The sequence below is a fragment of the Isoptericola sp. NPDC056578 genome (assembly GCF_042793275.1).
Lineage (GTDB): Bacteria > Actinomycetota > Actinomycetes > Actinomycetales > Cellulomonadaceae > Isoptericola.
In genome coordinates this window covers 1-25,576 of the sequence record NZ_JBHTVC010000053.1, presented here as the reverse complement: position 1 = coordinate 25,576, position 25,576 = coordinate 1, and the positions used below count along the sequence as shown (strand labels likewise).

Genomic DNA, 25,576 nt, shown 5'->3' with positions numbered 1-25,576 from the left:
GAACTACCTCGGCAGGAGTGGGACTACCTCAGCGACGGGACGGGGACCTGCGACCAGTCGGTGTCGGAGGCCAGGTAGAACCCCGGGTACGACGGCTGGTTGTAGGTGGTCTGCTGCCGGGCCACCTCGGCCCGGTACTGCGGGTCGTGCAGCAGGGTGTACATCTTCGTGGTGCTCACCTCGGTGGACGTGTAGATCCGCAGCGCGGACGAGTCCGCGGTGCGCACCAGCACCTCCTCGCGCCAGTCGCCCAGCACGTCGGCGACGAGCGACGGGTTGCCCTTGGTGTCGTTGTTCGTCAGCGTGCCGTCCAGCGTGCGGCGCACGGTGCCGTCGCCGTCCACGATCCGCGGGGTCTCCTCGCGCGAGCCGGTGACGATCTGGGTGGTGCCGTCGGCGGCCCAGCGGACGGTCTGGTTGGTGCCCGGCGTGGTGGCGCGCAGCTGCTCCCCCGTGGCGCTGAGCAGCCCGGACGCGTCGGTGCCGTCGGGCATCGACGCCCAGACCTCGATGCCGGGGGTGGGGTCGACGTCGCCGGTCAGGCAACGTCCCGTGTCCCTGCCGGAGAACGCGCCGAACAGCGCCTCGCCCGTGGCCGCGTCGCGCAGCACCGAGCCGTAGGGCACGCCCGCCCCGCCCTCGTGGCACGTCCAGATCTCCAGGCCCGGGCGAGCCGGGTCGATGTCGGTGACGTGCATCGCGTCGCCGTGCCCGAGGTTCGCCGTCGCCCCCGGGTTCGACGAGCCCTCGGGGAGCGTGTCGGACGACGAGTACAGCAGCGTGCCGTCGTCGTCGAGCGTCGCCGCCCCGTAGACGATCTCCTGCTTGCCGTCGCCGTCCACGTCCGCCGCGGACAGGGAGTGGAAGCCCTGGCCCCACAGCTGCGTCAGCTCGTTGTCGGGGTCCGGCTGCACGCCCTTGTTGTCGCTGTCCAGGAACGGGTTGTTCATCGGCTTGAACCCGGAGTCGGCGGTCCAGCGCGTGCTGATCCGCTTGCCGTCCCAGTCGTAGGCCACGATCGCGGCGCGCGTGTAGTAGCCGCGGGCGAAGATCGCCGACGGGTGCTCGCCGTCCAGGTACGCGACGCCGGACAGGAACCGGTCGACCCGGTTGCCGGGCTCGATCCGTGTCCACTCGTAGTCGCCCCAGCGCAGGCCGTCGTCGGTGCGGCCGGGCTCGTAGTCCACGGTGTCCAGGGGCTTGCCGGAGCGGCCGTCGAAGACGGTGAGGTACTCGGGACCGCTGACGACGAAGCCGTCGAACGTGCGCAGGTCGTTGCGGTCGGAGCGGGCGGGCGCCCACTCGTCGACGTAGTAGTCGACCAGCTCGCGCGCGTCGGCCTCGGACAGCGGGTAGTCGTACCGCGGCTCGATGCCGAGCGCCGCCTCGATCGTCGCGGGCCACTGGCCGCTCGCCACCTCGGGCTCGTCGGTCCAGCCCTGGAACAGCTCCACGAGGTGGTCCGCGTAGTCCGCCGCGCTCCAGCGGTAGTCGTCATCGTTCGTGACGCCGGCCTTGCGGTCGGCCTTCGAGATCGGCACGTACCGCTCGTTCGCGGGCTTCCCGTGGCGGTAGATCGTGACCTTGGTACCCGGAGCGGTCTTCATCATGACCTCGGCGGTCCCGTCGCCGTCGAAGTCGTACACCGGGAACTGCGTGTAGTGCGCGCCCGAACGGACGTTCACGCCCATGTCGATCCGCCACAGCTGCGTGCCGTCCAGCTCGTACGCGTCGAAGTACGTGTTGCCCGTGTACCCCTTCTGCGACACGTCCTTGGCGCGCGACGGGTACCACTTCACGACGATCTCCAGCGCGCCGTCCCCGTCCAGGTCAGCCACCGACGCGTCGTTGGCCGAGTACGTGATCGGCTCTCCCAGCGGCGTCACGTCGTCGGCCGGCTTGTTCAGCGGGACGTCGAGGAAGTCGTCCGACCACGCGGTCACCGCCGCACTGCGCGTGCCCACCCGCTCCCGGCCGTGCTTGTCCTGCGTCACCGGCGCGACGGCGTAGCGCGAGGTCGCGCTGCCGCCCGCGCCCTTCGCGTCGACGTAGTTCGTGGAGTCCGTGACCGTGGCGACCCGCTTCCCGTCGCGGAAGACCGCGAAGGCCGGCCCGGCCATGCCCGTGTCCGTGTGCCCGGTGACCTCGCCACCCAGCAGCCGCCAGGACAGGAAGACTCCTTCGCTGGTCGAGGCGGCGACGAGCCCCCGGTCGAGGTGCTCCAGCTGGACGCCGGTCGGCCGGGGGTGGCCCCTGTCGTGCGCCGGTGTCGCGGCGGCGGAGACGCCGCCGACGGCGAGCACCCCCGCCGTCAGCGCGGCGACGGCACCCGCGGTGGTTCTGGTCGTTCGCATGGGTCGTTCCTCTCTGCATCGTTGCAACTCGGGATCGGACACCACCGGCCCGCCGTCGGGAACCGTGCGGTCCCCGACGGCGGCCGGAAGATCGTCAGGCCGGGCGGCCGCCGCGTCGGGTCTCGACGCCCACCACCGCGAGGGCGAGCAGGCCGCCCACCACCAGCACGAGCGGCGGCAGCATCCAGACGAAGACGACGCACAGCCCCGCCGCCACGGCGAGCAGCACCGACCCCGTGAGGTCGTCCTGGGTGCGTCGCGCGCCCGCCGCCAGCGCCTCGCGCGCGGTCAGTCCGGGGCCGTCACCGGAGACGGCGGGCTCCGACCAGGCGCCCGCCGCCCGGGCCAGCACGACGACGACGGCAGCCGCGGCGACCGCGACCACCACCGCGACGACGCTCGCGCCGGGCAGCACGTCCGCCCGCGCGAGCTGCCAGTCCAGGGCGAGCAGCAGGGCGACCGCGACGGCGGCGAGGCCGAGCGGCCACAGGGCCCGCACGGCCGCCCACCAGTCGCGGGCGAACCGGGCCACGCCGATGTCGTGGCCGGTCACCTGGCGGCGGACGTGCGCCACGCCCGCCGCCAGGGACGGCACCGCGGTGACCAGCAGCAGGCTGCCGAGCGCGACGAGCACGCCGGCCAGCACCACCTCGGCGAAGAGGCCGAGGGCGGCACCCGTCTTGGTCTCGCCGCCGCTCGTGGGGCGCTTCGCGCGCCCCCGACGCTCGCGACCTGAACCTGCCGCCATGTCCACCCCTTCCGTCGCCGTCCTCGTGCCGTGCCCCATCGTCAGCCCTTGAGGCCTTGGGTGGCGACGCCGTCGACGATGTAGCGCTGGAAGAGGATGAAGAAGATCATCACGGGCAGCAGGGCCAGGACGGCCATGGCCATCTGGGCGCCGTAGTCGGACACGCTGGTCTGGTCGACGTACAACCGCAGGGCGATGGGCAGGGGGTACAGGTCGGGCTTCTTGAGGTAGAGCAGCGGGCCGAGGAAGTCGTTCCAGGACCAGATGAACGCGAAGATGCTGGAGGTGATGATGGCGGGGCGCATCAGGGGCAGCATGATCGAGCCGAAGATGCGCCCGTGGCCGGCGCCGTCGATGCGGGCTGCCTCGTCCAGCTCGCGGGGCAGGTTGCGCATGAACTGGACCATGAGGAACACGAAGAACGCCTCGCCGGCGAGGAACTTCGGCGCGAGCAGGGGGATGAACGTGTTCACCATGCCGAGCTCGTTGAACATGATGTATTGCGGGATGATCACGACGTGGAACGGCAGCAGCAGCGTGCCGATCATGATCGCGAAGAAGATGCCCCGGCCGGGGAAGTCGATCCGCGCGAACGCGTACGCGGCCACGGTCGAGGACAGGATCACCCCGATCACCGAGGCGACGGCGAGGATCATGGAGTTGCCGAAGAAGGTCCAGAACCCGACCCCGCCGATCCCGGACAACGCCGTGGCGAAGTTGGACAGCGACAGGTTGTCCGACCACAGGCTGATGTTCCCGATGATCTCGTTCGACGGCTTGAACGAGCTCATGAGCATCCACGCGGCCGGGTACAGCACCACGATCGTGCACACGACCATGAAGGCGTGGAACCCGACCGACCGGACACCCTTACGCCGCTTAGCCGCCTGCCGCAGCGAGGTATCCACCACACGCGTCTCGCGCACGGGTGCGGGCTGGGAGAGGGTCGGGGCGCTCATCGGTTGTCTCCGGAGTAGTGGACCCAGGCGTTGGACGTCTTGAACAAGATCGCGGTGATCACGCCGACCACGACGACCAGGACCCAGGCCATGGCCGAGGCGTATCCCATGTCGAACTGCGCGAAGCCCTTGATGTACAGGTACAGCGTGTAGAACAGGGTCGAGTCCGCCGGACCGCCCGTGCCGCCGGAGATGATGAACGCCGACCCGAACACCTGGAACGCGCCGATCGTCTCCAGCAGCAGGTTGAAGAACAGCACCGGGGACAGCATCGGGATCGTGATCCGCCAGAACTTGCGGACCGGGCCCGCACCATCCACCGCGGCCGCCTCGTACAGCTCGGCCGGGATCTGCTTCAGGCCCGCGAGGAAGATGACCATCGGGGCGCCGAACGTCCACACCGCGAGCAGCACGAACATCGGCATCGTCTTGGACGGGTCACCCACCCAACCCCCGGCCGGCAGCCCGAACAGCTGCTGGATCCGGTCCACGATGCCGTCATCGATGAACATCGCCTTCCACACGATCGCGATCGACACGCTCGCGCCGATCAGGCTCGGGGCGTAGAAGATCGACCGATACGCACCCTGACCGCGGTGCTTCATGTTCAGCACCATCGCGACCAACAACGCCGCCGCGAGCTTGATCGGCGTGCCGACCAGCACATAGATCGCGGTCACCTTCGCCGACGTCCAGAACCGGGGGTCCTCGAACAACTTCACGAAGTTGTCGATCCCGACCCACGACGGCGGCCGGAACAAGTCATAGTCCGTGAACGCCAGATACAACGACGCCACCATCGGGAACGCCGTCAACACCACAAAACCCACCAACCACGGCGACAAGAACGCGAACCCCGCACCAGCCTCACGACGGCGCTTGGCCCGCCCCCGCTCGGGGGACGCGTTCTGCGCCCCCCGAGCGGTGTCGAGCGTGGTGGTGCCCGAGGTCACCGCAGTCACGACTGCTTCACCGCGCCGTCGGCGAAGGAGAACCACTGCGTGACGAACTCGTCGACCGTGATGTTCCCGTACCCGAGCTCCTCACCGAGGCGCTTGAACTCCGCCTCGATCTCGCCGAAGCCCTCGACGGGCACGGGCGCGGCCTCGGTGACGACGTCCGCCACCTGCTCCTCGTACTGCACGACCTGCTCGTCCACCGAGCCCGGCTCGACGTCCATCGCGTCGATCTGCGCCTGGACGGCGGGGACGCCCTTCGAGGTGCCGAAGATCTTGCCGACCTCCGGCTCGTTGATGAGGAAGTCGATGAGCGCCGCGGCGGCCTCCGGCTGCTGGGTCTGCGCGGACGCCGAGAGCAGCATCGACGGCTTCCAGAACTGGGCCGGGCCGTTCTCGCCCGACGGGATCGGCAGCATCTGGATGTCCTCGCCCGACTCGGCCACGTAGCCGGCCAGGAAGTTGTCCCAGGTGGACTCGGAGGCGACCTCGTTGACGTGGAAACCGCCGAGGGGCTCGAGCTGCTTGTTCTTCTTGATCGGGTAGATCGCCTCGGAGTCGCGCAGACCCTGGCCCAGGTTCAGCCACTCGGTCATCTGCGCCTCGTCGAAGTTCAGCTTGCCGTCCTCGCTGAAGGGCTCGACACCCTGCTGGATGAGCCACTGCAGGAAGAACCAGAACGTCGCGGTGAAGTCGCCTCCGCCGTAGAGAGCCGGGTCCTCGCCGGCGCCCGCGTCGGTGACCTTCTGGATCCACGCGCTGTAGTCGTCCCAGGTGTACCCCTCGGCGAGCGGCTCGACGCCCACCTTCTTGAGCAGGTCGGCGTTGTAGAACGTGGCGAGCGTGTTGGTGCTCGTCGGGACGCCGTACTGCGCCCCGTCGATCTGACCGGAGGAGAGCAGCGAGTCGTCCACACCCTCGGTGTCGAGGTTCACGCCCACCTGGCCGCCCAGGTCGAGGAGCTGCCCCGTGGCGCCGTACTGGCGCAGGTAGGACAGATCCATCTGGATGACGTCGGGCAGCGCGCCGCCCGCGGCCTCCGTGGCGCGAGAGGTCCAGTAGCCGTCCCAGTCCTGGAACTGGGTCTGCACGGTGATGTTGGGGTGCTCCTCCTCGAAGAGGTCCACCGCCTTCTCGTACATCTTTGCGCGGGCCGGCTCGCCCCACCAGGCGAGCGAGATGGTGATGTCCTCGTCGGTGCTCACCTTCTCCGCGGAGCCCGGCTCCGCAGGGTCGGCGCCGCCTCCGCAGGCGGTGAGGGTGAGGGCGACGGCGACCGCCGCCGCGGCCGCGCCGGCGGCCTTCCGCGTGATCCTCATGTGAGCCTCCTCGCTCGTCGATCGTCCACGATCGTCGGCGGCGAGGACGCCCCGTTGACCCCTCGCACGGCTGCCGACTGAATCGATAAAACAGGATTCGGTAAGCGTTGTCCAGCCCCGAGGTGCTCCGAGTCACATCACGATCTCGCAACGAGCCCGGGCGTGTTCCCGCGGCGACGGTCCGCCACCCGTCGGCGGAAGGGCCGCGGATCCGGGGACGTGTGATCGCTCACATCCGGCGGGCAGCCTACGTCGCGGCACCGGCGTCGGACGAACCCGCAGGCGACGGGCGTCCGTCCGCACGCGAGGCGGCAGCGGCTCCCCCGGACCCCTGCCGCCTCGTGCGGGTGTCGCGCGTCAGACCTCCGCGAGCTGGGGCACCTGGGCCAGCACCGCGTCGACGAGCCCGGCGTCCGTGCCGGCCTCCTCGGGCAGCAGGCCCGGGAGCGCGAGCAGCGCCCGCGCGACGGCGGACGGCGACGCGGCCGCCGCATCGCCGTCCCCGGCGTCGGCCACCACGTCGGCGAGCTCCTGCGCCCGCGGGTCGTCGACCAGCCGGCCCGCGGCCGCCTCCCGGCGTACCACCTCGCTCCACGCCGCGAGCGCGAACGCCGCGCCCGCCGGGACCGCGCCCGCCGCCAGCCGGTCCGCGACGATGCCGCCCCACCGGAACGGGATCTTCTGGGTGCCGTCCATCGACACCTGCACCGTGGTGTGGCCCGTGGCCGGGTTGGCGAACCGCTCCAGCAGCGACTCCGCGTAAGCGCGCAGGTCGGCGCCGTCGGGCGGGGTGAGCGTCGGCAGCGCGTCGTCGAGCATGAACCCGCGGGCGCGCTCGCGCAGCGCGGGGTCGGTCACGGCCTCCGCGAGCGTCGCGTGACCTGCCAGCCGGCCCGCGTACGCGAGCAGCGAGTGCGTGCCGTTGAGCAGCCGCAGCTTGGCCTGCTCCCACGGTGCGACGTCGTCGGTGAACGTCGCGCCCGCCTGCTCCCAGGCGGGACGCGGCCCGGCGAACCGGTCCTCGATCACCCACTGGCGGAACGGCTCGCCGACGACGAGACCCTCGTCGCGCGCACCGAGCTCGCGCTCCACGGCGTCGCGCTGCGCGGGCGTCGTCGCGGGCACGATCCGGTCCACCATCGAGCAGGGGAACGCGACGTCCGCCGCCAGCCACGACCGCAGCGCGGCGCCCTGCTCGCCCGGCAGCGCGGCGTCCACCGCCTCGGTCACGAGCCGCTCCAGGACGTGCCCGTTGTCGACCATGTTGTCGCAGGTCAGCACGGTGACCGGGCGCCGCTCCCCCGCGGCCTGCGCGGCGCGCCACCGGGCCGCGAGCCCGCGCACGAGCAGGCCGACCGCCGTCGCGCCCGGGACGGTGGCGTCACCCGCGGCGAGGGCATCCAGGTCCGGGCGCACCCGCTCGACGTCGAGCCCGCCGTCCGCGCCGCGGGCGTAGCCCTTCTCCGTGACGGTGAGCGTCACGACGTGCGTCGTGGGCGCCGCGATCGTCTCCAGCACCCGCGCGGTCTCCTCGGCCGGCCAGGCGACGTCGAGCACCGCCCCGACCAGGTCCAGCCGGGTCTCGTGCGTGCCCGCGGTGAGGACCGAGTAGGCGCCGCCCTGCGGCCGCAGCTGGTCGCGCACGGAGGCCGACCGCTGCGTGACGCCGAGGATCCCCCACCGGCGGTCGTCCGTGGCGCGGGCGGCCAGCTCCGTGAACACCGCCTGGTGCGCCCGGTGGAACGCCCCGATCCCCAGGTGCACGATGCCCACCTGGTCGGGGGTCACCGGCGCCTCGAGGTGGGCGGGCAGGTGGGAGCGGTGCAGGCGGTCGGTCATGGTTCCTCCGTCGTCCGGCGGCGTCGCCGGGAAGATGCGTCCAGGGCTTGCAGGTCGTCGGTCAGGGGGTGTCGGGGGCGGGCCGCGGTGCCACGGCGCGCGGAGGTGCGGTCGACCCGCGGACGACGAGCTCGACGGGGAGCGTCACGTCGCCCTGCAGGGCGCCGTCGTCCTTGCCCGGGCGCAGGACCAGCCGGTCGACGGCCACCCGGCCCGAGTCGCGCAGGTCGGTCCGCAGGGTGGTGAGGGGCGGGGACAGCAGCTCCGCGACGTACGCGTCGTCGCAGCCGACGACGGACAGGTCGCCGGGCACGTCGAGGCCGCGCACCCGCAGCCGCTCGACCAGGCCGACGGCCACGAGGTCGTTGAAGGTCACGACCGCCGTGGCACGGGTGCCGACGACGAGGTCCGCCGCCGCGTGCCCGCCGGCGACCTGCGGCCGGTGCGGCCCGAGCTCCACGAGCTCGACGTCCCCCAGCCGCGCGGCGGCCGCGCGCAGGCCGGCGCGGCGGCGTCCGTCCGACCACGAGCGGGCCGGCCCGCCCACGTAGGCGACCTTGGCGTGCCCGAGGGCCCGCAGGTGCTCGAGCGTGCGCAGCATGCCCGCCTCGTGGTCGGCGACGACGGACGGCAGCCCGTCGACGTGATGGTTGACCAGCACCACCGGCCGCCCCGCGAGCGCCTCGACGGTGCGCTCGACCGCGCGCGGGGAGCACAGGATGATCCCGTCGGTCTGCGGGGCCAGGCCCGAGACGGCCTCGGTCTCGAGCTCGGGGTCCTCGTCGGAGTCGACGACGAACAGGCCGACGCCCCGTTCCCGCGCCTGGGCCTGGGCGCCCTTGGCGATCGCCGCGAAGTAGGGGTTCGCGAGGTCGGGCACCACGAGCCCGAGCGCTCCGGAGCGGCCCGCACGGAGCACGCTGGCGGCCCGGTTGGGCCGGTAGCCGAGCTCGCGCGCCGCGGCCGTCACCCGGTCGCGCGTCGGCGCGGCGACCCGCTGCGGGTCGGTCAGGGCGCGCGAGACCGTCGAGATCGACACACCGGCCGCCCGCGCGACGTCGTGCACCGTGACCACGACCACCGTCTCCTCGTGCCCGCCGCACGCACCCGGACGATGCGAACGTTTGCCAGATCGTCGCACATCTCGCCACGCCATGTCTCCCCCTGGCGCCGGCTGCCCAAGGGATTCCATGCCCGGCGATCGGCAGGCTACGATGCAAACGTTCGCATCCCATCTCGACGTTGAGGAGCCCCTGTGAGCGAGCGCTGGACCCTGCACCCCGACCGGGCACTGCCCGCCGACCCCGGATCCCGGGCACTGGCCCGCGAGATCTACGCCGCGGTGCGGGACCTGCCGATCGTCTCGATGCACGGCCACGTGCCCGTCGAGTGGTTCGCCGACGACGCGCCGTTCGGCGACCCGGCCCAGCTCGTCGTCGTGCCCGACCACTACCTCACGCGGATGCTGGTCTCCCAGGGCGAGACGCTCCCCCGCCTCGGCGTCGGCTCCACGGACGACGAGGCCGTCGAGACCGACCCCCGGGAGATCTGGCGCCGGTTCTGCGCCGGGTGGAAGCACTTCCGCGGCACCCCCACCCGCTACTGGCTGGAGCACGTGCTCGTCGAGATCCTCGGCGTCACGCAGCGCCCCTCGGCCGAGACGGCCGACGCCCTGTACGACCAGGTGGCCGCTCGCCTCGCCGAGCAGGAGTTCCGCCCCCGCGCGCTGCTCGACGCCTTCAACATCGAGGTCATCGCCACGACCGACCCCGCCTGGGCGACGCTCGACGCGCACGGGAAGCTCGCCGCCGACGGCTACGGCGACCGCGTGCTGCCGACCTTCCGGCCCGACCCGCTGCTGCACGTCGACCGCGCGACCTGGCGCGACGACGTCGCGCGGCTCGGCGAGGCGGCCGGCGTCGACGTCACGTCCTACGACCGCTACCTCGAGGCGCTGCGCGCGCAGCGCGAGCGTTTCGTCGCCGCGGGCGCGCGGGCCACCGACCACGGCCACCTGTACGCCGACACGACGCCGCTGGACGACGTCGAGGCGCGCCGCATCCTCGACGCCGCGCTGGCCGGCACGGTCACGGCCGCGGAGGCGCAGGCGTTCAGCGGGCACATGCTGTTCCAGATGGCCGCGATGTCGGCCGAGGACGGCCTCGTGATGCAGCTGCACCCGGGCGTCCTGCGCGACCACGCCAGCGCCCCGTTCGCCGCCTTCGGTCCGGACAAGGGCTACGACATCCCGGTGGTCACCGAGTTCACGCGCTCGCTGCGCCCCGTGCTGGACGCCTTCGGCCACCACCCGGGCTTCCGCCTGATCGCGTTCACGGTGGACGAGGACGTGTACTCGCGCGAGCTCGCGCCGCTGGCCGGCGTCTACCCCGCGCTGCGGCTCGGCGCGCCGTGGTGGTTCCTCGACGCCCCCGACGCGATGCGGAGGTTCCGCGAGGCGGCCACCGAGACGGCGGGGTTCAGCAACATGAGCGGCTTCGTGGACGACACCCGCGCGTTCTGCTCCATCCCCGCGCGGCACGACCTGGCCCGGCGCGTCGACGCCGGCTACCTGGCCCGCCTGGTGGCGGAGCACCGCCTCGACCTGGACGAGGCGGTCGACGTGGCCACCGACCTGACCTACCGCCTGCCGCAGGCGGCCTACTCCCGCCCCTGACCGCTGCGAGCACGAGATCGGCCCACCGTCGGTCGCCGAACCGGGCCGGTCTCGTGCTCGCACGGTGATCGCGGCGACGGACGAGAGCAAGGAGTCACGCAGTGAAGATGGGTTTCCGCTGGTACGGCGAGGGCAACGACACGGTCACGCTGGACCACGTCCGGCAGATCCCCGGCGTGGAGACGATCGTGTGGAGCCTGCACCACAAGCAGGCCGGTGAGGTGTGGGAGCAGGAGGAGATCGACGCCGAGGTGGCGCGCATCTCCGGGCTCTCCGACGAGGCCCGGGCCCGCGGCGTGACCCGCACGCTCGACGCCGAGGTGGTCGAGTCCGTCAACGTGCACGAGTCGATCAAGCTGGGGCGCACCGTCCTCGGGCTGAGCCGTGACGAGGCGATCGAGAACTACGTGACCACGATCCGGCGGCTGGGCCGGGCCGGCGTCAAGGTGGTCTGCTACAACTTCATGCCCGTCTTCGACTGGCTGCGCACGGACCTGTGGCACCCGCTGCCCGACGGCTCGACCGCGCTGTTCTTCGAGAAGGCGGTCGTGGACGAGATGACGCCCGAGGGCCTCATCGCCGACATGGAGGCCGGGTCGCACGGCCTCACGCTGCCCGGCTGGGAGCCCGAGCGGCTCGCGGGCTTCACCGAGCTCAACGCCGCGTACGAGGGCGTCACGCACGAGGACATGTACACGCACTACCGGTACTTCCTCGACGCGGTGGTCCCGGCGGCGGAGGAGGCGGGGATCAAGCTGGGCGTGCACCCGGACGACCCGCCGTTCGACGTCTTCGGCTGGCCCCGCGTGGTCTCCACCCCGGAGGACCTCCAGCGCGTGCTGGACCTGCACCCGAGCCCGAACCACGGCCTCACGCTGTGCCTCGGGAGCTTCTCGGCGAACCCGGCCCAGGCGCCGATCGCGGCCGACACCGTGCGCCGCTTCATGGACCGCATCCACTTCACGCACGTGCGGAACATCAAGCACTTCCCGAACGGCGACTTCACCGAGGTGGCGCACCGCGCCTGCGAGGGCGACGTCGACACCACCGGCATCATGAAGGCCTACGCCGAGGCGGGGTACACGGGCTACGTGCGCCCCGACCACGGCCGCCACCTGTGGGACGAGAACACCACGAACAAGCCGCGGCCCGGGTACGGGCTGTACGACCGCGCGATGGGCATCCAGTACCTGCTCGGCGCGTGGGACGCGTTCCGCTACACCCGCTGACCCTGCCCCGCTGGTCGAGCGGGTCGAAACCGACCGAGAGGCCCCTCATGCCCGACGAGAAGGCGTCGCCGGCGCCGTCCGAAATCGTTGTCGAACCCGCCTGGCACGCGGCCTGGCTGCCCGACGCCGCGCTGGCCGCCGTCGGCCGCCGCCGGGTCGCGGTCGTCGGCCCGGCGGAGGACGACGTCCTCGTCACCGTGTTCCGCGAGGCGGAGCGTGCGACCGCCGCGCACGGCGGCGACGTCGTCGACCCCGACGGTGCCCCCGACCTCCTGCTCGATGCCCGAGCGGGGGGCGACGGGTTCCGGCTCGTGCGGGACGGCGGCCGGGTCACCGTCGCGGCGGCGACGGCGACGGCGCTGCTGCACGGGTGGTTCCACGTGGTGCGGCTCGGCGAGGCGGCGTTCACCGGGCCCGACGCCGACGAGCGGCACGCGCCCGCGTTCGCGCTCCGCGTGCTGGACCACTGGGACAACGTGGACGTGCACCCGGTGATGGGGCAGGTCGAGCGCGGGTACGCGGGCGGCTCGATCTTCTACGCCGACGGCCGGGTGCGCGACGACCTGTCCCGCGTGACCGCCTACGCGCGCCTGCTCGCCGCGACCGGGATCGACCGCGTCTGCATCAACAACGTCAACGTGCACGCGCGCGAGGCACGGCTGCTCACGGACGACCTGCCGGAGGTCGCGCGGGTCGCCGCCGCCCTGCGGCCGTACGGCGTGCGCACCCACCTCGCGGTGAGCTTCGCCGCGCCGATGACGCTCGGCGGGCTGCCGACGTCGGACCCCCTCGACGACGACGTCCGCGCCTGGTGGCGCGCCGCCGCCGACCAGGTCTGGGCCACGATCCCCGACTTCGGCGGCTTCGTCGTCAAGGCCGACTCGGAGGGCCAGCCCGGCCCGTTCGCGTACGGACGCGACCACGCCGACGGCGCGAACCTGCTGGCCGACGCGGTCGCACCGCACGGCGGCGTCGTGCACTGGCGGGCGTTCGTCTACGACCACACGCAGGACTGGCGCGACCGCTCCACCGACCGCGCCCGCGCCGCGTACGACCACTTCGCCCCGCTCGACGGGCGGTTCGCGGACAACGTGGTGGTGCAGGTCAAGCACGGCCCGATCGACTTCCAGACGCGCGAGGCGGTCTCACCGGTCCTCGCGGGGATGCCCGCCACCCGGCTGGCCCTCGAGCTGCAGGTGACGCAGGAGTACACGGGCCAGCAGCGGCACGTGTGCTACCTCGCGCCGTGGTGGAGCGAGAACCTCGGCTTCCGGCCCTGGGGAGAGGGCGGTGCCGCGGTGCGCGACGTCGTCGCCGGCCGCGGACCTGGCGCCTCGGCCGCGGTGGCGGCCACCGGGGGCGGCGGCATCGCCGCGGTCTCGAACGTCGGCGACGACGTCTTCTGGACCGGCCACCCGCTGGCCCAGGCGAACCTGTACGCCTTCGGCCGTCTGGCCTGGGACCCGACGCTCGACCCGGCGGCGGTCCTGGACGAGTGGATCGGCCTGACGTTCGCCGGCCAGGACGGCGCCGTCGAGCCGCGCGTCCGCGAGGTGCTGCACGCCGTCCTGGACGCTTCGTGGCGCACCTACGAGTCGTACACCGCACCGCTGGGCGTCGGGTTCATGGTGCGGCCCGGCCACCACTACGGCCCGGACGTGGACGGCTACGAGTACACGCCGTGGGGCACGTACCACTTCGCCGACCGCGACGGCATCGGGGTGGACCGCACCCGGGCCACCGGCACCGGATTCACGGGCCAGTACCCGGCGCCCTGGCGGGACGTCTACGAGGACCTCGCGACCTGCCCCGACGAGCTGCTGCTGTTCTTCCACCACGTGCCGTACACGCACGTGCTGCACAGCGGGGTCACGGTGGTCCAGCACGTCTACGACACCCACTTCGCGGGCGTCGAGCGGGTGCGCGAGGCGATCGCGGCCTGGGAGTCGCTCGACGGGAGGGTCCCGTCCGACGTCGACGCCCGCGTGCGCGAGCGCCTCGCCGAGCAGCTGCGGTCGGCCGTCGAGTGGCGCGACCAGCTGAACACGTACTTCTTCCGCAAGTCCGGGATCCCCGACACCCACGGACGCACGATCTTCTGAGCGCCCGCACCGTACGGACGTGTCGTGCGGACGTGCGCTTGACCCTCCCCTCGGGGGAGGGTCGAGGGTGCTGCGCAGGAGGTGAGACCCACGACGTCCTTCACGATCACCGAGGTGGCCCGGCTGTCGGGCACCACGCTCAAGACGCTCTACCACTACGACCGGATCGGCCTGCTCGTGCCCGCTCGGGACGCGCGGAACGACTACCGGACGTACTCCGAGGGCGACCTGGAGCGCCTGCAGCAGATCCTGTTCTTCCGGGAGCTCGACGTGCCGCTGAGCGCGATCGCGGAGGCCCTGTCGGGTCGCGCTTCCCGGCTCGAGTGCCTGCGCGACCAGCGCGCCATGCTCCGCGCGCGCGGAGCACGGCTCGCCCAGGTGCTGGCGACGCTCGAGCGGGCCATCGCACACGAGACACAGGGAGACCCCATGCCCACCGACGACATGTTCACCGGGCTCGACCGCGCCGGGTGGCAGGACGCCCTCGCGGAGCAGGACGCGCACCTGCGCGACACGTACGGCGTCGAGCTCGGCACGGCCGACGTCGACGCCGACCGGATGAACGCGGCCGCCGCCGAGGCGACGGCGTTCATGACCTTCATGGCCGACGCCCTGCGCACCGGCCTGCGCGCCGACGACGAGTCCGTCACCACGGAGATCCGCCGGCATCTGACGGCCCTCGACGCCGTGCACCCGACGGACGCGGAGGCGTTCGCCGGCCAGGCGAGGTTCTTCGTCGCCGACGACTTCCACCGCCGGATGCTGGAGCAGCAGCAGACCGGCCTGGCCTACTACCTGCTGCACGCGGCGGAGGAGTTCCACGCCCGCGCTTAGGCGGCACGGCCGCGGGGAGCCTGTCGGCTCCCCGCGGCGGTGCGCGGGTCAGCCCGCGGCGAGCAGCTCGAGGGTGTCGACGACGCGGTGGGAGAACCCCCACTCGTTGTCGTACCAGGCCACGACCTTCACGTGCCGGCCGTCGACGCGGGTCAGCAGGGAGTCGAAGATCGACGACGCCGGGTTGCCGGTGATGTCCGACGAGACGAGGGGGTCCTCGGAGTACTCGAGCACCCCCGCCAGCCGACCCTGTGCGGCCTCCCGGTAGGCGGCGAGCACGTCCTCGCGGGACACGTCGCGTGTGACGGCGGCGTTCAGCTCCACGAGCGAGCCCACCGGGACGGGGACGCGGATCGAGTCGCCCGAGAGCTTGCCGTCGAGCTGCGGCAGCACCAGCCCGATGGCCTTGGCGGCGCCGGTCGTGGTGGGCACGATGTTCACCGCCGCCGCGCGGGCACGGCGGGGGTCGCGGTGCGGGGCGTCCTGGAGGTTCTGCTCCTGGGTGTAGGCGTGCACGGTGGTCATGAAGCCGTGCTCGATCCCGGCGACGTCGTCGAGCACGGACGCGAGGGGGGCGAGCGCGTTGGTGGTGCACGACGCGTTGGAGACGATCGTGTGCGCCGCCGGGTCGTAGGCGTCGGTGTTGACGCCGGGGGCGAGCGTGACGTCCGCGCCGGCCGACGGCGCGCTCACGAGCACCTTGCGCGCGCCGGCGTCCAGGTGGCCGCGCGCCGCGTCGGCGGACGTGAACCGGCCGGTGGACTCCAGCACGACGTCCACCCCGAGGTCCCGCCAGGGCAGGGCGGCGGGCTCACGCTCGGCGAGCACCGCGACGCGGCGGCCGTCGACCACGATCGCGTCGTCGTCGGCCGTGACCGGGCGGCCCAGCCGGCCGGCGGTGCTGTCGAAGGCGAGCAGGCGTGCGAGCGCGGCGGGCGCGGTGAGGTCGTTGACGGCGACGAGCTCCAGGTCGCTGCCGCGCTCCAGCAGCGCGCGCAGCACGTTGCGCCCGATCCGGCCGAAACCGTTGATGGCGATGCGGGTCATGTGACCCTCCTTCCGTGTCGCCACCAGGCTCGCCGCCGTCGCACGGGCCGAACATCGGCGCGCACGCCACGGTCCGCAAGGATCTCGCCAGGCCGGGTCTCCGCTCTCCGGCCCGGAGCCTCACTCCCCGCGGGCGAACGTGCGCCGGTACTCGCTGGGCGTCGTGCCGAGGATCCGCCGGAAGTGCGCGCGGAGGTTCGCGCCCGTCCCGAGCCCGACGTCGGCGGCGACCTGCTCGACGCTGCGCTCCGAGCGCTCCAGCAGCTCGCGGGCGACGTCGATGCGGGCACGCAGCACCCAGGCCATCGGCGTGTACCCGGTGTCGTCGCCGAACCGCCGCGAGAAGGTGCGCGGCGAGACGGCCGCGTGCCGGGCCAGGTCCTCGAGCGTGAGGTCGTCGGTCAGGTGGTGCAGCACCCACTCCCGGGTGGCCGCGAACCGCTCCCCGAGCGGCTCGGGCACGCTGCGCGGCACGTACTGGGCCTGGCCGCCGCTGCGGTACGGCGCCGCGACCAGGCGGCGGGCGGCGTGGTTCGACGGTCGCCGCGCAGCACGTGCAGGCACAGGTCGATGCCCGAGGCGGCTCCCGCCGACGTGAGCACGCTGCCCTCGTCGACGAACAGCACGTTCTCGTCCACCCGCACCCGCGGGTGCTTGGCCGCCAGCGCGCGCGTGTAGTGCCAGTGCGTGGTGGCGCGACGGCCGTCGAGCAGGCCGGTCGCGGCGAGCGCGAACGCTCCGGTCGAGATCGCGGCCAGCCGGGCGCCGCGGGCGTGCGCGGCGCGGAGCGCGTCGACGACGGCGGGCGGCGGGTCGTCGCGGTCCGGGTGGCGGTAGCCGGGGAGGAACACGACGTCGGCCCAGGCCAGCGCCTCGAGCCCGTGGTCCAGGTGGTAGGAGAGGCCGTCCCCGCCGGCGACGAGCCCGGGCGCCGCGGCGCAGGCCCGCACCTCGTAGGGCATGCTCGGCCGCGTCGTGAAGACCTGCGCCGGGATGCCGACGTCGAGGGGCTTCGCGCCCTCCAGCACGAGGACGGCGACACGGCGCTGACGCGGTTCCGGCACCCGTCGAGCCTAGACAGGCCCGGGCCCGGGCGTGGTCAGCGGCCCACCGTGTCGAGGTCGGCCAGCTGCCTCCCGGTCAGCCGCAGGCGAGCGCCGGCGACGTTCTCGCGCAGGTGCGCCACCCGCGACGTCCCGGGGATCACCAGCACGTTCGGGGACCGCTGCAGGAGCCAGGCGAGGGCCACGCCGGACGGCGTCGCGCCTGCCGCGGCGGCGACCCTGGCGAGCGTCTCCGACTGCAGCGGGGTGAACCCGCCGAGGGGGAAGTACGGGACGAACGCGATGCCGTCCTCCGCGAGCCGGACGACGAGCTCGTCGTCGTCGCGGTGCGCGAGGTTGTACCTGTTCTGCACGCCCACGACCGGTGCGATCGTCCGCGCCTCGGCCACCTGCTCGGCGGTGACGTTGCTGACGCCGAGGTGCCGGACCAGGCCCTCCTGCTGGAGCTCCGCGAGCGTCTCGAACGCCTCGGCGACGGAGCCGGCACGCGGGCCGGCCGCGTCGCCCATGCGCAGGTACACCAGGTCGAGGGTGTCGACGCCGAGGCTCTCGAGGTTTCCCCGGACCTGGGCGCGCAGCTCCTCCGGGTGCCGCGCCGTGGGCCAGCCCCCCACGGCGTCGCGACGCGCCCCGACCTTGGTGGCGACCAGCAGGTCCGCGGGGTACGGGTGGAGCGCCTCGCGGATCAGCCGGTTGGTGACGCGCGGGCCGTAGGCGTCGCTGGTGTCGAGGTGCGTCACGCCGAGGGCGACGGCCTCGCGCAGCACCGCGACCGCCTCGTCGTGGTCGCGCGGCGGACCCATGACGCCGGGGCCGGCGAGCTGCATAACGCCGTACCCGACCCTGGAGACCGTGCGGTCGCCGAGGGTCCAGGTGCCGCCGGGGGCCGTGCTGGTCGTGGTGGTCATGAGGATGCCTCTCGTCAGGGGTCGGTGGCGTGCCGCGCACCGGGGCACCAGTCTTGGTGCCATGCTCTCTGTGAGGAAGTAGGCACCTGAGAGTGCGTTGCACCCCAGAGTGACGGCAGTGACGGCAACCGGTGAGGGAGACGAAGGATGACGACGATGCCGGCGGCCGAGCGGCGTGCCCGGGCGAAGGTCGAGTACGACGCGTTCCTGGCGGCGTGCCCCAGCCGGGAGCTGCTCGACCGGCTCTCCGACAAGTGGGTGGTGCTCGTCCTGTGCGCGCTCGGCGGCGACGGCGCGGGCGGCACCGGCGAGCCGCGCGCCATGCGCTACTCCGAGCTGGCGCGCCTCATCGCCGGCGTCAGCCAGAAGATGCTCACGCAGACCCTGCGCTCCCTCGAACGTGACGGCCTGGTGACGCGCACCGTGGTGCCGACGGTCCCCGTCACGGTCTCCTACGAGCTCACCGACCTCGGCGCGTCGCTGCACGGCACGACCCGCCTGCTCAGGGCGTGGGCCCAGAACCACATGGACGACGTCGCCTCCCGGCGCGAGGAGCACGACGCCCGCCGCGAGAGCGCCGCGACGTGAGGGACGACCGGGGCTACGCGCGGTCGGCCGGGCGGGAGCGCGGGGAGACGATGCCGGACTCGTAGGCGAACACGACCAGCTGGGCGCGGTCGCGGGCGCCGAGCTTGGTCATCGCGCGGCTGACGTGCGTCTTCGCGGTCAGCGGGCTGAGCACCATCCGCGCGGCGATCTCGTCGTTGGACAGCCCGTGCGCGACGAGCGCCACCACCTCGCGCTCGCGCGGCGTGAGCAGACCGAGACCGTCCGCGGCGATCGCGTCCGGTGGGCGCGCGACGAACTCGCTGATCAGCCGGCGCGTGATGGCCGGGGACAGCAGCGCGTCGCCCCGCACGGCGGCGCGCACGGCCTCGACGAGGTCGGCGGGCTCGGTGTCCTTCACGACGAACCCGCTCGCCCCGGCCCGCAGCGCCTCGAACACGTACTCGTCGATGCCGTAGTTCGTCAGCACGACGACGTGCACGCCCGCCAGCGCGTCGTCGGCGGCGATCTGCCGGGTGGCGGCGATGCCGTCCAGCCCGGGCATCTGGACGTCCATGAGCACGACGTCGGGCCGCAGCTCGCGCGCCAGGCGGACGCCGTCCTCCCCGTTGGCACCCTCGGCGACCACCTCGACGTCGTCCTCCGCGTCGAGCAGCGCCCGGATGCCGGAGCGGATGAGGGCCTGGTCGTCGACGAGGCCGACGCGGATCACCCGCGGGCCGCCGGCTCGTCCGCGGCCCGCGCGTCGTCCGGGGCCCCCGGCCGTGCCCGCCCCGCCGGCAGCGGCAGCGTGACGCGCACCGAGAACCCGCCGCCGGTCCCCGGCCCGGCATGGAGCGTCCCGCCGAGGGCGGCGACGCGCTCGCGCATCCCCGTCAGCCCGTGCCCGGGCTCCGGCTCGCCGGGTGCGCCGCGGCCGTCGTCGTCGACGTGCAGGGTGAGCTCGCGGGCCGCGAACGCCACGCGCACGGTCGCGGCCGCGGCGGCCCCGCCGTGCCGGGCGACGTTGGTGAGCGCCTCCTGCACCACGCGGTAGGCGGCCTGGTCGGTCTCGGCCGGCAGCGCGCGCCGGACGCCGAGGAGCCGCACGGTGGTGGGCACCCCCGCGGCCTCCGCGCGCTCGACGAGGGCCTCGAGCCGGTCGATCCCGTTCCCGTTCGGCTCGCCGTCGCGGCGCAGCACGTCGAGGGTCGAGCGCAGCTCGCGGGCCGCGTCGGTGCTCGCCTCCTGGATCGCGAGCAGCGCGGGCGGCGGCTCCTCGCCCCGCTTGCGCGCGAGGTGGGCGGCCACGCCCGCCTGCACCTTGATCACGGAGATGCTGTGGGTCAGGGAGTCGTGCAGCTCGCGCGCGATGCGCAGCCGCTCCTCGACGGCACGACGCCGTGCCACCTCGTCGCGCGTGCGCTCGGCGTCCTCGGCCCGCTGCTCCACCTCGCGCACGTACGCGCGCCACTGCAGCACCGCGACGCCGGCGACGCCGAGCGAGACCAGCCAGCCCGCCGCGAGGACCCGCTCCCGTGGCCGTCCCGTTCCCATCCCGGCAGCGTAGGTGCGGCCGCGGAGCCGCCGCATCCGGCGCGGGGAGCACCCTGCGCGTACTCCGCCCGCGGTACGACGACGCCCCGTCGCCGACCGGACCGGTAGCCGCAGGTGTCGCCGACGGGCGGACGCGCCGACGACACCTCGCCGCGAAGGATCGGGACCACGGAACGACGCAGGACGGACACCCCCGCACGACCGACCCGAGGAGCACCGCCATGAGCATCCAGGCACCCCGCATCCAGGTACCGAGCGTCCAGGCACCGAGCGTCCAGGCACCGAGCATCCAGGCACGCGGGCGCACCCCCGCCGGGCTGGGCGACGTCGTCGTCCCCGGCGACGACGGCTACGAGGAGGCACGACGCACCGTCTTCGCCACCGGCTCCCCCGCGCTGGTCACGCGGCCCCGCGACGAGGCGGAGGTGGCGGCCGCCGTGGCGTACGCGGCCCGCGAGGGGCTGCCCCTGTCGGTCCGCTCGGGCGGGCACGGCCTCACCGGCCGCGCCACCAACGACGGCGGCCTCGTGGTGGACCTGCGCCACCTGGACGCGGTCGAGGTCGTGGACGCGCACCACCGGCTGGTGCGGGTGGGCGCCGGCGCCACGTGGGGCCGGGTCGCGGCGGCGCTCGCGCCGCACGGCCTGGCGATCTCCTCCGGCGACACCGCGAGCGTCGGCGTGGGCGGGCTGACGCTCGGCGGCGGCGTCGGGTGGATGGTGCGCCGGCACGGCCTGACCGTCGACGCCCTGGTCGGGGCCCGGGTGGTGCTCGCCGACGGCCGGACGGTGGTCGCGAGCAGGGACTCGCACGCCGGCCTGTTCTGGGCGCTGCGCGGCGGGGGCGGGGGCTTCGGCGTCGTGACGGGCGTCGACCTCGTCGCCGCCTGGGTGGGCGACGTCCGCTACGGCGCGATCGGCCTCGCCCTCGACGACCCCGCCCGCCTCGTCGCGGGCTGGCGCGACGTGCTGCGCGAGGCGGACGAGGAGCTGAGCAGCACGCTGGTGCTGGCGCCGCCCGTGGGCGACCGCCCGTCGTCCGCGTCGGTCCTGGTCTGCGCGTCGCACGACGACGCGGCGGCTGCCGAGCGAGCGGTCGAGCCGCTGCGGCGCCTCGGCACGGTGCTGAGCGACACGGTCGCGACCGTGCCGTACGCCGACGTCCTCGCCGAGGGCGGCCACCACCCACCGGGCCTGCGCCTCGTCGGCCGCAACGTGCTGGTGCCGCGGCTGGACGACGACGTCGTCGCGGCGGTGGCCGCGGCGTCCGCGGGCGACCGGCCGGTGGCGCTCGCGCTGCGCGCCCTCGGCGGCGCGTTCTCCCGCGTGCTGCCCGACGCGACCGCGTTCGCCCACCGCGACGCGGAGGCGTTGGTGGTGGGCGGCACCGTCGTCCCCCAGGACGCGTCCGACGCCGACGTCGAGGACGCCCTCGCCGGCTGGCGCGGCGTCGCCGCCCACGGCACGGGCGCGTACGTGAACTTCCAGGGCACGGACACCGCGGCCGACCTGCACGCCGCGTACCCGCCCGCGACGCTCGCCCGGCTGCGCGCGGTCAAGCGGTCCTACGACCCGGGCGGTCTGTTCGGGCGCCACCTGGACGGTGCGCCCGCCGGAGCGCCCGCCGGAGCGCCCGCCGGTGCGCCCGCCGGTGCGCCCGGGTCAGGAGCAGCGTCGTGAGCGCCGCGTTCGAGGCCGAGGGTCTCGTCAAGGCGTTCGGCCCGACGACGGCGCTCGACGGCGTCGACCTGCGCGCCGAGCGCGGCACGGTGCTCGGCGTCCTGGGCCCCAACGGGGCGGGCAAGACCACCGCCATCCGCGTGCTGGCGACGCTGCTGCGGGCCGACGCCGGCCGGGCGGTGGTGGACGGGCTGGACGTGGGCCGCGACCCCGTCGAGGTGCGCCGCCGCATCGGCCTCACCGGCCAGTACGCGACGGTGGACGAGGACCTCACCGGCGCGGAGAACCTCGTCCTGTTCGGTCGCCTGCTCGACCTGCCCACGGCCGAGGCCCGCGTCCGGGCCGCGCGGCTGCTGGACCGGTTCGGGCTCACCGACGCGGGCGGCAGGCGCGCGTCCACCTACTCCGGCGGGATGCGCCGCCGCCTCGACCTGGCCGCCAGCCTCGTCGGCTCGCCGAGCGTCCTGTTCCTCGACGAGCCCACGACCGGCCTCGACCCGGGCAAGCGGGAGGAGCTGTGGCAGACCATCCGGTCGCTCGCCGACGACGGCACCACCGTGCTGCTCACCACGCAGTACCTCGAGGAGGCCGACGCCCTGGCCGACGAGATCACCGTGATCGACGGCGGCCGCGTCATCGCCCACGACACCCCGGCGGGCCTGAAGCAGCAGGTCGGCGGGCAGACGGTGGTCGTGCGGCCGCGCGACCCGGACCGGGTCGCGACCGCGGCGGGCGTCGTCGCGCGCGTGACCGGGGAGGACGTCGCCCCGCCGCGCGGGGGCGTGGTCACCGCGTCCGTCGACGACGAGCGCGCGTTCTCCGCCGTCGTGCGCGGGCTCGAGGACGCGGACGTCGCGGTCACCGAGCTGGCGCTCCGCCTCCCGGGCCTCGACGAGGTCTTCTTCACCCTGACCGACGGCCACCGCACCACCCCGAGGGAGGAATCATGACCGCCACCACGACGACCGTCGCCACCGGCACCGCACCGCACCGCCGGGGCACGACGACGCCCCCGCGCCGCTGGCCGCTCGCCCGCCACGGCCTGATCCTGGCGCACCGTGCTCTCGTCAAGACCCGGCGCAACCCCGGCGAGCTGGCCGACGCGGTGATCCTGCCCGTCGTGTTCCTCGTCCTGTTCGTCTACCTGTTCGGCGGGGCGGTCGCCGGGTCCACGCACGAGTACCTCCAGTACCTGTTCCCCGGCATCCTCGTGCTCACCACGGTGCTCACGGGGCAGGTCGCGACCGGGCTCAGCATCGTGCAGGACATGAAGAAGGGCGTGTTCGACCGGTTCCGCAGCATGCCCGTGCCGCGCGCCGCGATGCTGCTGGGCTCGGTCCTCGCCGACGCCGTCCGGTACGTCATCGCGCTCGCCGTGCTGTTCGGCGTCGGATACGCGCTCGGCTTCCGGGTCGAGACGGGGCTGCTGCCCGCCCTGGCCGCGTGCGGGCTCGCGATCGTCCTCGGCTTCTCCCTGTGCTGGCTCACCGTGCTCGTGGCGGTGCTGCTGCGCGACGAGATCATGGTGTCGACGGTGGGGTTCCTGCTGCCGTTCCCGCTCGTGTTCGGCACGGGCATGGCCGCGCCGGTCGAGACGATGCCGGGCTGGCTGCAGGCCTGGGCCGAGGTGAACCCGGTGAGCCGGGCGATCGAGGCCAGCCAGGGCCTGCTGCTCGGCGGCCCGGTCGCCGGGCCGGCGACCGCGACCCTGCTGTGGAGCGCGGCGTTCCTCGCCGTCTTCGGCACCGCCGCCGTGGTGGCCTACCGCCGGGTGGTGTGACGGGTGGCGCGACGGGAGATCCGTAACGTTTCAGGGCCTTGACAGGACGGCGTCGGGCTCGCCAAGGTGTCGAAGCGCTTCGACATGCAGAGCCCGGCGCCGACGCCGGTCCGGCCGGTCGGAGGCGCGATGTCCATCACCCGTGCGCGACGAAGGGCACACCATCGTGAAACGACCGCTCAGGACGACGCTCACCGCCCTCGCGGCAGGCCTGGCGCTCGCCGCCGGGCTCGCCGCCCCGGCCGGCGCCGCACCGGCGCACCCGCAGCACCCCGGGCACCCGGCGCATCCGACGCACCCCGGGCGCCCCGGGCACCCGGCGCACCCGCACCGCGCCGCCGGCGCGGCCGAGACGGTGGCCGCGATGCAGCCTGGCTGGAACCTCGGCAACTCGCTCGACTCCGTGGGGCCGGACGAGACCGCCTGGGGCAACCCGCGCGTCACGCCGGAGCTGCTCGCCGCCGTCAAGGACGAGGGGTTCCGCAGCATCCGCGTCCCGGTCACCTGGGACGACCACCAGGGCGGCGCCCCGGACTACGCGATCGAGACGGACTATCTGGACCGGGTCGAGGAGGTCGTCGACCAGGCGCTGGCCGAGGACCTGTACGTGCTGCTCGACCTCCACCACGACTCGTGGATCTGGGCGAACGCGATGTCCTCGGACCCGGACGGCGTGCGTGACCGCTTCCGGGCCACGTGGGAGCAGCTCGCCGACCGCTTCCGCGACCACCCGGCCGAGCTGCTGTTCGAGAGCCTCAACGAGCCGCAGTTCGCGGACGTCGACGACGCGCAGGGCGACGTCCTGCTCGACGACCTCAACACCGTGTTCCACGAGGTGGTCCGGGCGTCCGGCGGCGGCAACGCCGACCGGGTGCTCGTGCTGCCCACCCTGCACACCAACGCCGGCCAGGAGCGGCTCGACGCCCTCGCCGGCACCATCGCCGAGCTCGACGACCCGCAGCTGGCCGCCACGGTCCACTACTACGGCTACTGGCCGTTCAGCGTGAACGTCGCGGGCGGCACCCGCTTCGACGACGTCGCCCTGGCGGACATGACGGGGACGTTCGACCGCGTGCGGAGCATGTTCGTCGACCAGGGGATCCCGGTGGTCCTCGGCGAGTACGGGCTGCTCGGCTTCGACCGGCACACGGGCACCATCGAGCAGGGCGAGAAGCTGAAGTTCTTCGAGGAGCTCGGCCACCAGGCCCGCGACGCCGGCGTCACGACCATGCTCTGGGACAACGGGCAGCACCTCGACCGCACCGGTTTCACGTGGAGCGACCCCGAGCTGTGGGCGCAGGTCTCGTCGAGCTGGACCACGCGGTCGGGCACCGCGTCCACGGACCAGGTCTTCGTGCGCCCGGGCGACGTGGCCGCGCAGACCGTCACGCTCGAGCCGCACGGCACCCGGCTCGAGGGGCTGTTCCTCGACGGCGAGCCGGTCGCGGCCGCGGACGCCGCCGTCGCGGGCGACGAGGTGACGTTCTCGGCCGCGTACCTGGAACGCCTGATCGGCGACGCGTCGCCCGGCGCGCACGCCACGATCGAGGCGCGCTTCTCGGCGGGGGTGCCGTGGCGGATCCACGTGATCGCGGCCGACACCCCCGTGCTCGCGGACGCGACGGGAACGGTGGCCGGCGGCGTGTCGATCCCGGCGCGGTTCCGCGGCGACCGGCTGGCCACCATGGCCTCGGTCTACGCCGACGGCAGCGGCGCCGGCCCGCAGAGCTGGACGCCGTTCCAGGAGTTCGACGCGTCGTTCGCCCCGGACGAGGAGGCCGGCGCCGTCCTGCTGCGCCCGGCCTACCTCGCCACCCTGCGCGACGGCGAGCCCGTCTCGCTGACGTTCCACTTCTGGAGCGGCGACACGGTGGAGTACACCGTGACGCGCAGCGGCGACACGGTCACCGGCACCGTCGCGAGGTAGCACCGCCACCCGCGAGGTAGTCCGCGCGCCCGCGAGGTAGTCACTGGACTACCT

The 25,576-nt window shown here is 73.7% G+C and carries 20 protein-coding genes and 1 pseudogene; 9 read left to right on the top strand and 12 right to left on the bottom strand.

Annotation, left to right across the window (positions count from 1 at the left end; genetic code table 11):
• Positions 1–23 precede the first annotated feature (23 nt).
• The 7 genes from ACFQ80_RS17640 to ACFQ80_RS17610 all read right to left on the bottom strand — a co-directional run bounded on the left by ACFQ80_RS17640 (position 24) and on the right by ACFQ80_RS17610 (position 9,250).
• A complete protein-coding gene (locus tag ACFQ80_RS17640) occupies positions 24–2,354 on the bottom strand; it encodes a rhamnogalacturonan lyase (RefSeq protein ID WP_430564557.1) in 2,331 nt (776 codons plus the stop codon).
• A gap of 94 nt (positions 2,355–2,448) precedes the next feature.
• Positions 2,449–3,102 (bottom strand): hypothetical protein, encoded by a 654-nt coding sequence (locus tag ACFQ80_RS17635; RefSeq protein ID WP_430550736.1) that lies wholly within the window; start codon positions 3,100–3,102, stop codon positions 2,449–2,451.
• Positions 3,103–3,143: 41 nt separating this feature from the next.
• Positions 3,144–4,061 carry a carbohydrate ABC transporter permease gene (locus ACFQ80_RS17630; protein WP_430564556.1) on the bottom strand — a complete coding sequence of 306 codons (918 nt, stop codon included), beginning with the start codon at positions 4,059–4,061 and terminating at the stop codon, positions 3,144–3,146.
• A complete protein-coding gene (locus ACFQ80_RS17625; RefSeq protein WP_430550777.1) occupies positions 4,058–4,906 on the bottom strand; it encodes a carbohydrate ABC transporter permease in 849 nt (282 codons plus the stop codon). Before ACFQ80_RS17625 ends, ACFQ80_RS17630 begins: the two co-directional genes overlap by 4 nt.
• 113 nt (positions 4,907–5,019) lie before the next feature.
• Positions 5,020–6,336 carry an ABC transporter substrate-binding protein gene (locus tag ACFQ80_RS17620; protein ID WP_430564555.1) on the bottom strand — a complete coding sequence of 439 codons (1,317 nt, stop codon included), beginning with the start codon at positions 6,334–6,336 and terminating at the stop codon, positions 5,020–5,022.
• Positions 6,337–6,693: 357 nt separating this feature from the next.
• Positions 6,694–8,175, bottom strand: coding sequence for a mannitol dehydrogenase family protein (locus ACFQ80_RS17615; protein ID WP_430564554.1), 1,482 nt, complete (start codon positions 8,173–8,175; stop codon positions 6,694–6,696).
• 61 nt (positions 8,176–8,236) lie between these two features.
• Positions 8,237–9,250: a LacI family DNA-binding transcriptional regulator gene (locus ACFQ80_RS17610; RefSeq protein WP_430564553.1), complete on the bottom strand. Its 1,014-nt coding sequence runs from the start codon at positions 9,248–9,250 to the stop codon at positions 8,237–8,239.
• 180 nt (positions 9,251–9,430) lie between these two features.
• Here ACFQ80_RS17610 and uxaC point away from each other — a divergent pair, with 180 nt between their 5' ends.
• The 4 genes from uxaC to ACFQ80_RS17590 all read left to right on the top strand — a co-directional run bounded on the left by uxaC (position 9,431) and on the right by ACFQ80_RS17590 (position 15,014).
• Entirely contained in the window at positions 9,431–10,849 is a 1,419-nt protein-coding gene (gene uxaC / locus ACFQ80_RS17605) for a glucuronate isomerase (protein WP_430564552.1), read from the top strand.
• Between the two features lie 107 nt (positions 10,850–10,956).
• Positions 10,957–12,078 (top strand): mannonate dehydratase, encoded by a 1,122-nt coding sequence (gene uxuA, locus ACFQ80_RS17600; protein ID WP_430550778.1) that lies wholly within the window; start codon positions 10,957–10,959, stop codon positions 12,076–12,078.
• Between the two features lie 47 nt (positions 12,079–12,125).
• Positions 12,126–14,180 carry an alpha-glucuronidase gene (locus tag ACFQ80_RS17595; protein ID WP_430564551.1) on the top strand — a complete coding sequence of 685 codons (2,055 nt, stop codon included), beginning with the start codon at positions 12,126–12,128 and terminating at the stop codon, positions 14,178–14,180.
• Between the two features lie 81 nt (positions 14,181–14,261).
• Positions 14,262–15,014, top strand: coding sequence for a MerR family transcriptional regulator (locus tag ACFQ80_RS17590; RefSeq protein WP_430564550.1), 753 nt, complete (start codon positions 14,262–14,264; stop codon positions 15,012–15,014).
• A 48-nt stretch (positions 15,015–15,062) separates the two neighbouring features.
• Here ACFQ80_RS17590 and gap read toward each other — a convergent pair whose 3' ends face one another.
• The 3 genes and pseudogenes from gap to ACFQ80_RS17575 all read right to left on the bottom strand — a co-directional run bounded on the left by gap (position 15,063) and on the right by ACFQ80_RS17575 (position 18,033).
• Positions 15,063–16,061: a type I glyceraldehyde-3-phosphate dehydrogenase gene (gene gap, locus ACFQ80_RS17585; protein WP_430564549.1), complete on the bottom strand. Its 999-nt coding sequence runs from the start codon at positions 16,059–16,061 to the stop codon at positions 15,063–15,065.
• A 120-nt stretch (positions 16,062–16,181) separates the two neighbouring features.
• A pseudogene (locus tag ACFQ80_RS17580) lies at positions 16,182–17,125 on the bottom strand (GlxA family transcriptional regulator).
• Positions 17,126–17,160: 35 nt separating this feature from the next.
• Entirely contained in the window at positions 17,161–18,033 is an 873-nt protein-coding gene (locus ACFQ80_RS17575) for an oxidoreductase (protein WP_430564548.1), read from the bottom strand.
• A 147-nt stretch (positions 18,034–18,180) separates the two neighbouring features.
• On the opposite strand from ACFQ80_RS17575, the gene ACFQ80_RS17570 reads away from it, so the two are divergent.
• The gene (locus ACFQ80_RS17570; protein ID WP_430564547.1) at positions 18,181–18,621 is read left to right on the top strand and encodes a winged helix-turn-helix transcriptional regulator; all 441 of its coding nucleotides are present in this window, start codon (positions 18,181–18,183) and stop codon (positions 18,619–18,621) included.
• Positions 18,622–18,634: 13 nt separating this feature from the next.
• Here the strand turns inward: ACFQ80_RS17570 and ACFQ80_RS17565 are convergent, their stop codons facing one another.
• Complete coding sequence (locus ACFQ80_RS17565) at positions 18,635–19,312, bottom strand: response regulator (RefSeq protein ID WP_430564546.1); 678 nt, start codon at positions 19,310–19,312, stop codon at positions 18,635–18,637.
• Positions 19,309–20,136 carry a sensor histidine kinase gene (locus ACFQ80_RS17560; protein ID WP_430564545.1) on the bottom strand — a complete coding sequence of 276 codons (828 nt, stop codon included), beginning with the start codon at positions 20,134–20,136 and terminating at the stop codon, positions 19,309–19,311. The genes ACFQ80_RS17565 and ACFQ80_RS17560 overlap by 4 nt, the downstream gene beginning before the upstream one ends.
• Positions 20,137–20,357: 221 nt before the next feature.
• On the opposite strand from ACFQ80_RS17560, the gene ACFQ80_RS17555 reads away from it, so the two are divergent.
• From ACFQ80_RS17555 to ACFQ80_RS17540, 4 genes are all read left to right on the top strand, one after another.
• Positions 20,358–21,815 (top strand): FAD-binding oxidoreductase, encoded by a 1,458-nt coding sequence (locus ACFQ80_RS17555; RefSeq protein WP_430564544.1) that lies wholly within the window; start codon positions 20,358–20,360, stop codon positions 21,813–21,815.
• Complete coding sequence (locus ACFQ80_RS17550) at positions 21,812–22,765, top strand: ATP-binding cassette domain-containing protein (protein ID WP_430564543.1); 954 nt, start codon at positions 21,812–21,814, stop codon at positions 22,763–22,765. Before ACFQ80_RS17555 ends, ACFQ80_RS17550 begins: the two co-directional genes overlap by 4 nt.
• The gene (locus ACFQ80_RS17545; protein ID WP_430550752.1) at positions 22,762–23,595 is read left to right on the top strand and encodes an ABC transporter permease; all 834 of its coding nucleotides are present in this window, start codon (positions 22,762–22,764) and stop codon (positions 23,593–23,595) included. The genes ACFQ80_RS17550 and ACFQ80_RS17545 overlap by 4 nt, the downstream gene beginning before the upstream one ends.
• Positions 23,596–23,761: 166 nt before the next feature.
• Positions 23,762–25,522 carry a cellulase family glycosylhydrolase gene (locus ACFQ80_RS17540; RefSeq protein ID WP_430564542.1) on the top strand — a complete coding sequence of 587 codons (1,761 nt, stop codon included), beginning with the start codon at positions 23,762–23,764 and terminating at the stop codon, positions 25,520–25,522.
• Positions 25,523–25,576: the final 54 nt, after the last annotated feature.